This window comes from Streptomyces sp. NPDC041135, from assembly GCF_055592085.1.
This window is the reverse complement of the sequence record NZ_JBVIYZ010000007.1, coordinates 181,718-194,921: the sequence shown is the minus strand read 5'-3', so window position 1 is coordinate 194,921 and position 13,204 is coordinate 181,718. Positions and strand designations below refer to the sequence as shown.

Genomic DNA, 13,204 nt, shown 5'->3' with positions numbered 1-13,204 from the left:
CGGCGGCCTGCTGCAGATGAACGAGGCTGCCCGGCTGCTCCTGCCGCAGGCGGCGAGCGGAGACCCGCTGCACGGCACGGTGCCGTCCTGGCTCTCCGAGGCACACCGGCACATCAGCGACGGCTCGCAGGGCTTCCCCGCGAAGCCGCTCACCGGATCCATCCACGACCGGCTCTTCGAGGCGCACCCCACGGCCGCGGCCGACGGCGACGTGGTGTGGTGGCTGGTCGACGACACCGACCGCCGCCTCGCCGAGGCCGCCCTGCACAGCGCGCGGATGCGTTCCACCATCCTGTCCGACGTCTCCTCCACGCTGCTGTCGACGCTCAACGTGGCGCGCTGCATGGAGGTCGTCGCGGCCATGGCCGCGGAACACCTCGCCGAGGGCGCCGTGCTCGTCGCCCCGGCCCAGGGCCGCCGCCACCCCCTGACCCACGCCCGCCGCAACGGGCCCGTCACCCAGGTCCTGCGGCAGGTCGACGCGCACGGCGTGCCCGGCCTCGCCGAGGCGCTGCAGGGCTTCCCGCCCGTCCCGGCCCGCTGGATCAACCCCGACGACATCCCGGACTGGATGATCCCGGACGGCTTCACCGGACCGGTCGGCTCGGTGATCGTCAATCCGCTGCCCGGCCACGGCGTACCGGCGGGCGCGCTGATCCTGCTGCGCTCCAGCACCGAGCAGGCCTTCACCGAGGACGAGGAGGTCTTCGCCCGCCTCTTCGCCGCCCGGGCCGGTGCCGCCCTGTCCGCCGCCCACCTGTACACCGAACAGGCCACCATCACGGCCACGTTGATGCGGGAGCTGCTGCCACCGGCCCTGCACCGGGTGCACGGTGTGGAGTACGCGGGCAGCTACCGCACCGCCAGGGACCACGAACGGGTCGGCGGCGACTTCTACGACGTGCACGCCGGCTCCGACCCCTCCCAGGAGACCCTCGTCGTCCTCGGGGACGTGTCCGGCAAGGGACTGGACGCGGCGGTGCTGACCGGCAAGATCCGCAACACCCTGCACGCCCTGCTGCCGCTGGCCGCCGACCACCAGCGGGTGCTCAACCTGCTCAACGGGGCGCTGCTCAGCTCCGAGCACACCCGCTTCGCCACCCTGGTGCTCGCCTCGGTGCGCCGCCGGGCCGGTGGCGCACAGCTGCGGCTGACCAGCGCCGGACACCTGCCGCCGCTCATCGTCCGCGCCGACGGCACGGTGGAGACGGTGCCCACCCGCGGCACCCTGGTGGGAGCCCTGCCCACCGTGACGGCCCGCACCGTGGAGACCACGCTCGGACCCGGGGAGACCTGTCTGCTGTACACCGACGGCATCACCGAGGCCCGCGGCGGTCCGCTGGGCGACGAGCTGTTCGACGAGCACCGCCTGCGGCGGGCGCTCGCCGACTGCGCCGGAATGCCGTCGGAGGCGATCGTGGAACGGGTGCAGATGCTCGCCGCCCAGTGGCTCGGCGCGGGACGCCACGACGACATGGCCGTCGTCGCGATCAGCGCGCCCAAGGCCGGCCCCCTGTCCGGCCCCTTGTCGGTGATCAACGGGCGCGCGAGCGGCAGCCACGGCCGGAGGACCAGGTGAGCGCGTCCGCCGTGTCGGGGAAGCTGCGGGACCGGCTGTGGGACGCGGTGATCGCGGGCGACGAGTACACCGCGGTCGAGGTGGTCCACGAGGCCCTGGACGAGGGCTACGACGACGAGGCCCTGCTGCTGGACGTGATCGCCCCGGTGCAGGAGAAGGTCGGCGTCGAGTGGGCCGCGGACCGCATCAGCGTCGTCCAGGAGCACGTGGCCACGGCCATCAACGAACGGGTCATGGCCGCGCTCGCCCACCGTCGCCGGCAGGGCGCATGTCCCGGCGCTCACCGGGGCCGGGTGGTGGTCAGCTGCGTCGACGGCGAGTGGCACGCCTTCCCCGCCCGGCTCGTCGCCGAGATCCTGCGGCTGCGCGGCTGGCGGGTCGACTTCCTGGGTGCCCAGACACCCACCGCGCACCTGGTCGCCCACCTGCACCACACCAACCCCGACGCGGTGCTGCTGTCCGGGTCGATCCCCACGCACCTGCCCGCCGCCCACGCCGCCATCACCGCCTGCCAGGCCGTCGGCGTCCCCGTCATGGCGGGCGGGCGCGCCTTCGGGGCCGACGGCCGGTACGCCCGGTCGCTGGGCGCCGACCGCTGGGCCGCGGACGCCCGCGGCGCGGCACACGCGCTGGAGGAAGGGCTTCCCCGGCCCGATCCGACCGCGATCCGACAGGTGGTGGACGACCTTCCGCACCTGGCCGACCAGGAGTACACGATGGTCGTCCAGACCCGTGCCCAGCTGGTCAAACAGACCCTGGTGGACCTCGAGAGCCGGTTTCCCGCGATGCGCGCGTACACCGACGCCCAGCGCGAGCGCACCGCGGAGGACATCGCCCACATCATCGACTTCCTCGCCACCGCGCTCTACGTCGACGACGGCGACCTGTTCACCGACTTCCTGACCTGGACCGCCGGCATCCTCGGGGCCCGGGGAGTCCCCGCCGGCTCGCTGATCGGCGGCCTCGACGTCCTGTCCGGCCGGCTGCGCGACTTCCCCCGCACCCTAGACCTGATCCACCAGGGCACCACCGCCCTGAACCACCGTCCTGTCCCCGGCCCAGATGCGCACGCATGACCACTCTGCCTTCCGTCCCGTTCAGACTCACCGTTCACTGCGAGCCCCCCACGCTGACCGTGCGGGTGGCCGGTGAACTCGACTACGACACCAGCGGCGAACTGATCGACACCGTCACCCGGCACCTGTCCGGGAACGCGGCCCTGCACGCGGTGCGCCTGGACTTCCATGAGCTGGCATGGCTCGACTCCTCGGGCCTGTCCGCCCTCCTGATGATCCACCGGCGCACCACCGCCGAGGATGCGGTGCTGCACCTGGACCGGCGGCCGGACGTCCTGGAACGCATGCTCGACATCACCAACGTCCGCGACCACCTGACGGGGTCCGGCGGCGGCGTCACGGCCCACGGCCTGCGGGACGACGACCGGATCACCGGCATCCAGGAGGTCGGCGACGCCGGCGCCACCTGAGCGGCGGGCCGTCAGCGCGTGCGGTCGGCGGCGCCGGAGGAGGACACGGCCGGCGCCGCCTCCTCCTCGCCCCGCGCCGCCCCGCTACCCCGCCGCCGGCTCAGCCGCCCCGGCCACCACGCGACGGCGCCGAGGTCCCGCACCAGGGCGGGAACCAGCAGGGACCGCACCACCAGCGTGTCCAGCAGCACGCCGAACGCCACGATGAACGCGATCTGCGCCATGAAGGCGAGCGGGATGACGCCGAGGGCGGCGAAGGTCGCGGCGAGCACCACGCCGGCCGCGGTGATCACCCCGCCGGTCGACACCAGGCCCCGCAGCACCCCTTGGCGCACCCCGTGGCGCAGCGACTCCTCCCGCACCCGGGACATCAGGAAGATGTTGTAGTCCACCCCCAGGGCGACCAGGAAGACGAAGCCGTACAGCGGCACCGACGGGTCGGTGCCGGTGAAGCCGAAGACGTACCGGAACACCAGCGCGGACACCCCGAGCGTGGCGCCGAAGTTCAGTGCCACACTCGCCACCAGCAGGGCGGGCATGAGCAGTGACCGCAGCAGCACCGTCAGGATGACGAAGATGATCGCGAGGACGACCGGCACGATGAGCGTGCGGTCCCGCTGGGCCGTGCGCAGGGTGTCGTACTGCTGCGCGGTGTAGCCGCCCACGCGGGCCCCGGCGCCCGGGACGGCGTGCACGGCCGTGCGCAGCCGGGCCACCGTCCCCTCGGCCGCTTCGCCGTCCGGCGCGGAGCGCAGCGTGGCGTCGATGCGGACGCGGCCGCCGACGACCAGCGGTGTGCCGCCCGGGCGCCCGGTCGCCGACACCGCGGCCGCCGACGCCACGCCGTCGGTGCGCCGGACGGCGGTGAGGACCTGCTCCAGCCGGCCGGCGTCGGCGATCACGACGGCCGGGTTGCCCGCGCCCGCGGGGAAGTGCCGGGCGAGGGTCTGCTGCGCGGCGACGGACGGGGCGTCGTTGACGAAGATCTCGTCGAAGGGAACGCCCTTGGAGGTGAGCATCGGGGAGAATGCGGCGCAGGCCAGCAGGCCGGTCAGGGCGACCGTCCAGACCTTGCGCGGGGCACGGTCGACCAGAGCGGCGACGCGCTGCCACAGGCTCCCGCCGGCGCGCGGGTCGCCGGCGGCGCGCAGCTTCGCCGGCCAGTAGGCGGCGCGGCCGAGCAGCACCAGCACGGCGGGGAGGAAGGTGAGCGCGCTGAGCGCGGCGCAGGCGATGCCGACGGCTCCGACCGGGCCGAGGGCGCGGTTGTTCGGCAGGTCGCTCAGCAGCAGCGCGAGCAGGCCGAGCGCGACCGTCGCCGCACTGGCCACGATGGGTCCCCAGGAGCGCCGTACGGCCGCCCGGACGGCGGTGAACCGGTCGGCGCGGGCGGTCAGCTCCTCCCGGAACCGGGCCGTCAGCAGCAGCGCGTAGTCGGTGGCCGCGCCGATGACGAGGATGGACAGGATGCCCTGGACCTGCCCGTCGACGCGGACCACGCCGTGGTCGGCCAGGGCGTAGACCACCGCGCAGGCCAGCCCCAGCGCGAAGACGGCCCCGAGGATCACCACCAGGGGGAGCAGCACGCTGCGGTAGACCAGCAGCAGGATGACCAGGACGGTCACCAGGGCGACGCCGAGCAGCAGGCCGTCGATGCCGGAGAAGGCGTCGGACAGGTCGGCCTGGGTCGCGGCGGGCCCCGCCAGCCGCACCGTGGTGCCGGGCACCCGCTCCGCGGCCGCCCGCACCGCGGCGAGGGTGTCGGGGAGCTTCTTGCCGAGGTCGGGCCGCAGCTGCACCACGCCCTGCAGCGCCTTGCCGTCGGCGGAGGGCAGCGCGGGGGAGGCGCGCCCGACCAGGCCGTCCGTGCCCGCGAGTGACGCCAGCGCCTGGCCGGCCGCGGCCTGCCGGCCGCGTACCGGCGCGTCACCGTCGGCGGTCCACACGACGATCGCTGGCAGCGTGTCGTCCTTCTGGAAGGCACGCTGCTGCGCGATGACCGCGGTCGACTCGGCGCTGCGCGGCAGGAAGGCCGCCTGGTCGTTGGTGGCGACCTCGCCGAGGCGGCCGGCGAAGGGCCCGAAGACACCGCCGACGACGAGCCACAGGACGAGCAGGGCGAACGGCAGGAGCAGCCGCGTGCGACGGACGGTGGGGGGCATCGTTCTCCGGCCTCCGGGTGGTTGGCTCAACCGACGAGAATCTCGATGGTCGAGATATATCAGTGCGGCGAGCCGCGGGTGATCGTTCTTCCCCCCGGGACCGGTCGCCGGATGCACGCGGTACCGGCCGTCCTCACGGTGGCTACGGCCGGCCGAGTTCCTCGTTCAGCGCCGCCAGGAAACGGATCACCACCGCCAGTTCGTCCTCGGTGAACCGTGCCCGGGCGGCCTCGGCGGCCCGCGCCAGGGGGCGGATGTGGGCGCGGGCCGCCGAGCGGGCGTCGTCGGCGTACCGCAGGTGCACCACCCGGCGGTCGGCGCTCTCGCGGACCCGGTGTATGTGACCGGCCTGCTCCAGCCGGTCCACGCACGCCGTGACGGCGCCCGAGGTGAGTCCGAGGTGGGTGCGGAGCCGGCCCGGGGTCATCGGCTCGTCGGCGTCCAGGATGGCCGCAAGCGCCTGTACGTCCGTCGGGTGCATCCCCTGGTCACCGGCGAAGCCCTGCACGACGCGGTTGATCCCGCCGTGCAGCCGGCGCAGCTGGGCGGCGAAGGAGTGCGGGTCGGTGGCTGCCGGACCGGGACCGCCGGACTGCGCGTGCGGCCCGCGGCCGTCTGTCATGGGCACGCGCCCAGCGTATAGAACCCGGCTCGGCTCCCCGTCCGGGTGGCCGGAGACCCCTCGTGGCCAAAATCTGGACAAAGGCGGTCAATGGTTTTAACTTGAATAAACCCTCTGCCGGGTGGACAACACGCGAATCGTCGGACGACGCGGGCGGCCGTACGGCCGCCGCCCGCGGCTGTCCGCTGGACCCGGGTGGAGGACACCGTGAACTGGCGTGAACTGGCCGCCTGCCGCTCCGAGGACCCGGAGCTGTTCTTTCCGATCAGTGAGGACCGGCCCTTCCTGCCGCAGATCGAGCGGGCCAGGCGGATCTGCCGCCGCTGCCCGGTCGTACGGGACTGCCTGATCTGGGCGTTCCGGTCGGGCGAGACCGACGGCGTGTGGGGCGGGCTCACCGCGCGGGAGCGCCGGGCCCTGTCCCCGAGCCGGACCCCCATCGAGCGGCTGCTTCCCGCTGACGAGGCCGCCCCCGGCTGAGAGGCGGCCCCGGGCGGCGGACGTCAGTCGGAGGCCGGGGACGCCGGGGAGCGCCGGTCGTGCCACCGCGCCTCCCGCGCCTTCACCTGCTGGGGGAAACCGGCCGCGGGGGCCGCGAGCGGGCGGGCGGCGGCCCGGGACCCCGCCTCGAAGCGGCTCGGGAACGGGTACTTGCGCTCCAGGAAGCGGTGGATGGCCGCCCGGGCCGCGTCCCTCGCCGCCGGAGCGGTGTCCACGTCGTTGAGGCAGAAGAAGTCGACGTCCTCGCCCGCCGTGAGGCGGGCCAGGCGCCGCTCCATGTCGGGCGTGCCCAGCTGCACGTAACGGAAGCGGTAGTCGCCCGGCACGGCCCGGCCGGTCGCGATCGCCCAGTGGTGGTGGAGCGTGGAGGCCGGCGCCACGTCGGAGGTGGAGCGGAAGCGGGAGTAGGCGGTCCGCTCCAGTTCCTCGATCCGCAGGTCCTCCATCTCCCGCATCACCGACAGCAGTTGCGGATGCGGGGTGTGCAGCGACTTGTGCGCGATGTCCCGGCCGTGGAAGCGGCTGATCACCGCGCGGGCGTTCTTGCCGGCGGAGTTCGGAGCCGGCTCCAGCGGGTGCGGGGCGCCGACGCCGAGCTTCAGCGGCGACAGCGGGATGCGGGCGATGCCGTTGCCGTGGAAGAAGTGCTCGGCGCGCACGGGGCGGTTGACGAAGACGTCGTCGTTGAAGTAGAGGTAGCGCTCCGACAGGCCCGGTATGTGGTGCAGCCGGCTCTCTATGGCGTGCGAGTTGAAGACGGGCAGCGCGTCGGCCGGGAGGATGTCCCGGTGGTCGACCACCGTCAGGCCCGGCGCGTCCGGGTCCAGCCAGGCCGGGAGCTGCGCGTCGGTGACCAGGTACACGTGCCGGACGAACCCGGCGTACATCTCCAGTGAGCGCAGCGCGTACTTCAGCTCGTCATGGCTGGTGTACCGGGAGGCCCCGGTCTCGCGCGGGGCGATCACGCCGGCGCGCAGCCCCTCGTGCGCACGGCGCTTCGCGGCCAGCGCCGGGTCGTCGCCGTCCACCCAGGTGTACACGGCGTCGACGGGGAAGCGGACCTCGTCGATGCCCGGCTCGGCGAACACGGCGAACGTCGGCACGGTGCGGCGGCGGCCCGGAGCCACGGCCGGCCGCTGGGCGGTCGCGGGCACCACCTCCGCGACCGCGTTGCGGCGCGGCGCGACCAGCGCCGGGCCGAAGACGTCCTCCAGCCGGCTGCCGGGCACGGTGACCCAGGACGGGTCCGCACCGGCGGCGGTGCCCAGGTCCCGGCCGTGCCGCCAGAACTCGATGTCGCACCCCGCCTCCAGCCCGCTGAGCACCTGCCCCTGCGGGCCGAGGCGCACCACGCCCGTGCGCAGCACCGCGGCCCGCCGCAGCGCCCGCGGCAGCCTGCCGTCGGCCCACAGCACCGCGTTCGTCACGGCACCGTCCGCGCCGACGGCGCCCACGTACCCGGCGGTGCCGGCGAAGCGCTGCGCGGCCCGGGCGAGGACCGTGCCGCGGTGGGTCTCCTCGACGCCGATCACCTGCCGCGGCGCGTCGGGCCCCTGGCCCGCGGGGACCAGGAAGTACGGCACACCGGCCGCCTCCAGCAGGGTGCACACCCACTCCAGGTCGGCCTCGGCGGCGTCCGCGGCCGTGTACCCGGCGACCGTGCGCCCGTACAGCCGCACCGGTCCGAAGGCGGTCCGGCGCAGCCCGGGAACGGCGGAGCGCAGGCGCCGCCGGGCCGGGGCCGCGCGCAGCGCCCACAGCCGGGCCGACAGCCAGTGTCCGAGGCGCACCAGCAGGTCCCGGGCGGCCCGGGCGCCCCCGGGCCCCGCGAAGCGGTGACGGATGTCCATGTCCCCCGGCCCCCGTCAGCTCTGCTTCTCGAAGGGGCTCGGGAAGGGGAAGTACTCCTCCAGGAACCCGTTCATCCGGACGCTGACCTGCTCCCGCTCCTCGGGCGGCACGTCGACGTCGTTGAGGCAGAAGAAGTCGAAGCGGCGGTTGCGGCGCAGGTCGGCCAGGCGCGCCTCGGCGTCCGGCCGGCTGATGTTGACGTAGCGGAAGCTGAACCTGCCCGGCACACCGCGGCCCGTCATCAGCGCGTACTGGTAGAGCAGCGGGGCCGTCAGGGCGATGTCCTGGGGCGAGCGGAAGCGGGACGCGGTGGTGCGGCGGATGTCCTCGGGGAACAGTTCCTCGAGCGCCTGGAGCGTCGGGCGGTGCTGCGGCAGCGGGGTGTGCATGAAGTTGTTCGTCGTCATCCGGCCGAACTTCTCCAGCAGCAGCCGCCGTACGTTCTTGCTGGCGGAGTTGGTGGCCGTCTCCTCGGCGTGCGGCTTGCCGACGCCGATCTTGAGCGGGGAGACGGGGATCTTCATCAGGCCGCTGCCGTGGAAGAAGTGGCCGGCGGTGACCCGGCGGCCGACGAACACGTCGTCGTTGAAGTACAGGTAGTGCTCCGACAGGCCCGGTATGTGGTGCAGGCGGGTCTCGATCGCGTGGGAGTTGAACACCGGCAGCACGTCCGCCGGGAAGATGTCCCGGTGGTCGACGACCGTGATCCCGGCGGCCCGGTCGTCGAGCCAGTGCGGCTTCTGGCCGTCGGTCACCAGGTAGACGTGCCGGACGAAGTCCCCGTACATGGCCAGCGAGCGCAGTGAGTACTTCAGCTCGTCGTGGCTGGTGTAGCGGGAGGCGCTGGTCTCCTTGGCCAGGATCTCGGCGGTGCCGTGCTCCTGGTACCGGGCCCGCTTCGCGCGCATCTCCGGTTCCTCGCCGTCCACCCAGGTGTAGACGACGTCCACCGGGAAGGTCACGTCGTTCACGGTGGGCAGGGTGAGCGGGACGAAGCTGGGCAGCTCCCGGTCGCCGACCCGTACCGTGGCCGGCCCCTGCTCGGACACGGGCAGGACGTCGGTGATGCCGTTGTTGCGCGGCGCGACGAGGGACTCGGCGAAGATGTCCTCGGACGCCTGCGGCTGCACCGCGGCCAGTCGCCGGGGCCCCTCGGGGGACGCGAGGAGCTGCGCCCCGTCCTGCCAGAACTCGACGTCGCAGGCGAGTTCCGGTCCGGCGAGCAGCTGGCCGGAGGGGCCCAGGTGGTTCTCGCCGATGCGCAGCACGGGGGCCGTGCGCAGCGCGGCCGGCAGCACACCGTCCAGGAACAGCGCGGGGTGCTTGAGCTTTCCGCCGGGCAGCGGCCGGCCGATGAACACGGCCTTCCCCGCGTTGCGTTCCTCCAGTGCGGTGAGGAGGCGTTCCCGGTCGACGGCGTTCACCCCGACCGTGTGACGGGTGGCGGACGCCGGCACGAGGAAGTACGAGATGCCCTCCTGTTCCAGGGCGGCGACGACCAGGGCCAGGTTGGCCGCGGCCGCCTCGGCGGCGCTGAACCGGGTCACGACCCGGCCGTAGAGCAGCTGGCCGCGGACCGCGACCGGACGCAGCACGGGGTCCGTGACCGCGGCCATGCGGCGTCGCCGCATCGTACGCAGCTGCCACACCCGCTCGGCTGCCTTCCGCTCGACGCGCGGCCGCATCCTGCGGGCAAAAGAACGCACGGTCACGTACGGGACTCCTCATCCTGTGCACCCACGACTTCCTGCGTTATCGAGACAGGCGCGCATGGCGAATGGTTGTAGAAGATTTCGCCAAGAGTTGATGCGGTGAAAACGGTCCGTACGGCTGGTCCACTGTTCGGTGTGATAGAGGGCGGGACCGGATCGCCGGCCGGAGGGACATCGGGCAGGTCCGGGGTCCGGAGGTCCGGCGCGGCGGGCTCGGCCGGTGAGCCGGGTCGGCGTGCCGCCGAAAGGCACCGCATACGATCGGCACGGTCCACGTCAGGAGCGCAGATGTGGCTGAATCCGATCGGTTCCGACCGTGTCGGCCCCGCGGGGGAAGCACACCGATGCGGACCGGACCCTTCTGACGCACCGTCACCCGCCCCCACACCCGAGCTTTGTCATGACCCTGGACAGCGGCCGGGGGTCGTGCTGTCATGCCTGAGGCCGCCTTTCCAACGCTGTAAAGCGCGGAGCGGCGAGCCGCCACCCTTCCTCAGTCAAGGAGGACCGTGCGCACCGGAACACTGAAACAACGCCTGTCGCTGCTGGTAGCGGCCGCCCTCGGCCTGGCCGGGCTGGCCGCGGCGCCGACGGCCACGGCCGCGGCGGACCCCGTCGAGGTCCATGGCCTCAAAGGCGAGTACTACACCCAGTCCGCCCCCGGAGCATTCGACTTCGACCGGCTCAAGGCCACGGGCTTCGACCCCCGGCTGGACTTCGACTCCCTCGAATCGCGCCTGAACTCGGCCACCGGGCAGTCCGACGACGTCAGCGTCCGCTGGACCGGCCGCATCGTGCCCGAGGCGACCGGGGCGACCACCTTCTCGGTCACCGGTGACAACGGGTTCCGCCTCTGGGTCGCGGACCGGCTCGTCATCGACCACTGGGTCGACGACTGGGACCGCGAACAGACCAGCCCCCCGGTCGAGTTGACCGCCGGCCAGGCCTACGACATCAAGGTCGAGTACTTCGAGCACTACGGAGGTTCCAACCTCCACCTGCGCTGGACCCCGCCCGGCGGCACCAAGGCCGCCGTACCGCAGTCGGTGTTCCTGCTGCCCGAGGGCTACGCCTACGACGGCGCCATCGCCACCACCGTCCTGGCCGACGGCCGCACCCTGCGGCTCGACTTCGCCCAGCCGCTCGCCCCGCCCGGCGCGGCACTGAGCGACCACCTCGACGCCGTGATCGGCGGCGCCTCCTGGCCGCTGGGCGCCGCGCGCCTCGACCCGGCGCGTCCCACCTCCCTGCTGGTGGCGCTGAAGGAACCCGTCGTCGGCAACAGGACCGGCACCGCGCCCGGCCTGGCGGACGTCCGCTACGACGGCCAGGGCGGCCTGAGCGGCCAGGACGGCAACGTTGTCAGCGCGTTCTGGAGCAGCGGCGCCAACCACTCCACCCACGAGCTGCGCACCCGGTGGGCCGACGACGTGACACCGGCCAACGCCCACCGCGAGTACCCCAGGCCCCAGCTCACCCGGGACGCCTGGCGCAACCTCAACGGCAGCTGGCAGTTCGCCGCGGCCGAGGAGGGCGAGCGGCCGCCCGTGGGACGCACGCTGGGGGAGAGGATCCTCGTCCCCTACCCCGTCGAGTCCCAGCTGTCCGGCATCGAGCGGCACGAGGACCGCATGTGGTACCGCCGCACCTTCACCGTCCCCGCGGGCTGGCGGATCGGCCACCACAAGCGCCTCCAGCTGAACTTCGGCGCCGTCGACTGGCAGGCCACGGTGTACGTCAACGGCACCGAGGTCGCCGAACACCGGGGCGGCTACGACAAGTTCGGTGCCGACATCACCGACGCGCTGAAACCGGGCCGCACCCAGGAGCTGATCGTCGGCGTCCACGACCCCACGGACGACGCGAACGGCGAGAACCCGCCCATGGGCAAGCAGCGCCTGGACCCCAGCGGCATCTGGTACACGCCGTCCTCCGGCATCTGGCAGACGGTGTGGATGGAACCCGTCGCCGCCGACCACGTCGACGGGCTCAAGCTGACCCCGGACGTCGAGGGCGGCACCCTCGCCGTCGAACCGCAGGGCGTGCGCGACGGTCTGAGGATCACCGCGACGGCGTACCGGGGCCACCACCGAGTCGCCACCGCCACCGGGCGCACCGGCCGGCCCCTCACCCTCCCGATCCCGCACGCCCGCCTCTGGTCACCGGACGACCCGTTCCTGTACGACCTGAAGGTGAGCGTCGGCGGTGACCGCGTCGGCAGCTACTTCGGCATGCGGTCCATCGCGGTGCGCCAGGTCGACGGGGTCCCGCGCACGGTGTTGAACGGCCGACCCGTGTTCATGATGGCCACGCTGGACCAGGGCTTCTGGCCGGACGGCCTGCACACCGCGCCCACCGACGAGGCACTCGCCCACGACCTGAGGATGCACAAGCGGATGGGCTTCAACGCCGTCCGCAAGCACATCAAGGTCGAACCCGACCGCTGGTTCTACTGGGCCGACCGGCTCGGCCTGCTGGTCTGGCAGGACATGCCGGCCATGGCGGCGGGCGTGAACCCCTCGACGCAGGCCCGCGCCGAGTACGAGCGCGAGATGAAGCAGATGATCGACGAGCACATCAGCAGTCCGTCGGTCGTCATGTGGGTCGTCTTCAACGAGGGCTGGGGCCAGTACGACGTCGGCCGCGTCGCCACCCAGGCCAAGTCCTGGGACCCGACCCGCCTGGTGAACAACATGTCCGGCCTCAACCTCGGGGCCGACGGCGGAGCCGGCGACATCATGGACGAGCACGGCTATCCGAGCCCGGCCCTGCCACCGCATCCGGACGGCCGGCGGGCCCTGGTCAGCGGCGAGTACGGCGGCCTCGGCCTCGCGGTGCCCGGCCACGCCTGGCCGGTGCAGCAGTCGTACGTCGACGTGGACCCCACCACCTACACGGACGACTACCTCCAGAAGCTGGACGAGGTGCACGCGCTCGCCTGCCGCGGCGGCAACGGCGCGGTGTACACGCAGATCTCCGACGTCGAGGGCGAACTCAACGGCCTGATGACGTACGACCGCACGGTGGTCAAGCCCGATGTGGGGCGCCTGAAGGCGGCGCAGGACGCGCTGATCGACGACGCCTCGCGGGCCGCCCCGGCACACTGCGCCTGACCCGGGAACCGACCGGCTCCGGTCCGTCCCCCGTACGGCCCCGGCCGGGTCCGCCCACCGCTCCGGCGGAGGACGGATCCGGCCGGTCCTCGGACTTCTTGACGGGCGCGCGGCAACCGCCTTAGCGTCGGCCTCTGCAACATTCGGCCGACCGTCCCGAAAGTTTCGCTAGTCCGCA

The 13,204-nt window shown here is 73.1% G+C and carries 9 protein-coding genes; 5 read left to right on the top strand and 4 right to left on the bottom strand.

Annotation, left to right across the window (positions count from 1 at the left end):
• Positions 1 to 16: 16 nt before the first annotated feature.
• From ACZ6CZ_RS18790 to ACZ6CZ_RS18780, 3 genes are read left to right on the top strand one after another with little or no spacing between them, the layout of a single operon-like run.
• Entirely contained in the window at positions 17 to 1,579 is a 1,563-nt protein-coding gene (locus tag ACZ6CZ_RS18790; RefSeq protein WP_469022611.1) for a PP2C family protein-serine/threonine phosphatase, read from the top strand.
• Positions 1,576 to 2,655, top strand: coding sequence for a cobalamin B12-binding domain-containing protein (locus ACZ6CZ_RS18785; protein WP_469022065.1), 1,080 nt, complete (start codon positions 1,576 to 1,578; stop codon positions 2,653 to 2,655). Before ACZ6CZ_RS18790 ends, ACZ6CZ_RS18785 begins: the two co-directional genes overlap by 4 nt.
• Complete coding sequence (locus ACZ6CZ_RS18780) at positions 2,652 to 3,065, top strand: STAS domain-containing protein (RefSeq protein ID WP_469022063.1); 414 nt, start codon at positions 2,652 to 2,654, stop codon at positions 3,063 to 3,065. The genes ACZ6CZ_RS18785 and ACZ6CZ_RS18780 overlap by 4 nt, the downstream gene beginning before the upstream one ends.
• Positions 3,066 to 3,076: 11 nt before the next feature.
• Here the strand turns inward: ACZ6CZ_RS18780 and ACZ6CZ_RS18775 are convergent, their stop codons facing one another.
• Complete coding sequence (locus ACZ6CZ_RS18775) at positions 3,077 to 5,227, bottom strand: MMPL family transporter (RefSeq protein ID WP_469022061.1); 2,151 nt, start codon at positions 5,225 to 5,227, stop codon at positions 3,077 to 3,079.
• A 142-nt stretch (positions 5,228 to 5,369) separates the two neighbouring features.
• Entirely contained in the window at positions 5,370 to 5,849 is a 480-nt protein-coding gene (locus ACZ6CZ_RS18770; protein ID WP_469022608.1) for a MarR family winged helix-turn-helix transcriptional regulator, read from the bottom strand.
• A gap of 207 nt (positions 5,850 to 6,056) precedes the next feature.
• On the opposite strand from ACZ6CZ_RS18770, the gene ACZ6CZ_RS18765 reads away from it, so the two are divergent.
• On the top strand, positions 6,057 to 6,329 hold the full coding sequence (locus ACZ6CZ_RS18765; protein WP_469022060.1) for a WhiB family transcriptional regulator: 273 nt from the start codon (positions 6,057 to 6,059) through the stop codon (positions 6,327 to 6,329).
• Between the two features lie 23 nt (positions 6,330 to 6,352).
• Here the strand turns inward: ACZ6CZ_RS18765 and ACZ6CZ_RS18760 are convergent, their stop codons facing one another.
• Positions 6,353 to 8,200, bottom strand: coding sequence for a stealth family protein (locus ACZ6CZ_RS18760; RefSeq protein WP_469022057.1), 1,848 nt, complete (start codon positions 8,198 to 8,200; stop codon positions 6,353 to 6,355).
• A gap of 15 nt (positions 8,201 to 8,215) precedes the next feature.
• Positions 8,216 to 9,913: a stealth family protein gene (locus ACZ6CZ_RS18755; protein WP_469022054.1), complete on the bottom strand. Its 1,698-nt coding sequence runs from the start codon at positions 9,911 to 9,913 to the stop codon at positions 8,216 to 8,218.
• 509 nt (positions 9,914 to 10,422) lie between these two features.
• Between ACZ6CZ_RS18755 and ACZ6CZ_RS18750 the strand changes: the two genes are divergently transcribed.
• Positions 10,423 to 13,026: a PA14 domain-containing protein gene (locus tag ACZ6CZ_RS18750; RefSeq protein ID WP_469022052.1), complete on the top strand. Its 2,604-nt coding sequence runs from the start codon at positions 10,423 to 10,425 to the stop codon at positions 13,024 to 13,026.
• Positions 13,027 to 13,204 lie beyond the last annotated feature (178 nt).

What these genes read in the sequence shown, in the direction of transcription:
- ACZ6CZ_RS18790 (WP_469022611.1), top strand. Translation starts at nt 17, where the DNA reads ATGAACGAGGCTGCCCGGCTGCTCCTGCCGCAGGCGGCGAGCGGAGAC.
- ACZ6CZ_RS18760 (WP_469022057.1), bottom strand. Translation starts at nt 8,200, where the DNA reads ATGGACATCCGTCACCGCTTCGCGGGGCCCGGGGGCGCCCGGGCCGCC.
- ACZ6CZ_RS18780 (WP_469022063.1), top strand. Translation starts at nt 2,652, where the DNA reads ATGACCACTCTGCCTTCCGTCCCGTTCAGACTCACCGTTCACTGCGAG.
- ACZ6CZ_RS18775 (WP_469022061.1), bottom strand. Translation starts at nt 5,227, where the DNA reads ATGCCCCCCACCGTCCGTCGCACGCGGCTGCTCCTGCCGTTCGCCCTG.
- ACZ6CZ_RS18770 (WP_469022608.1), bottom strand. Translation starts at nt 5,849, where the DNA reads ATGACAGACGGCCGCGGGCCGCACGCGCAGTCCGGCGGTCCCGGTCCG.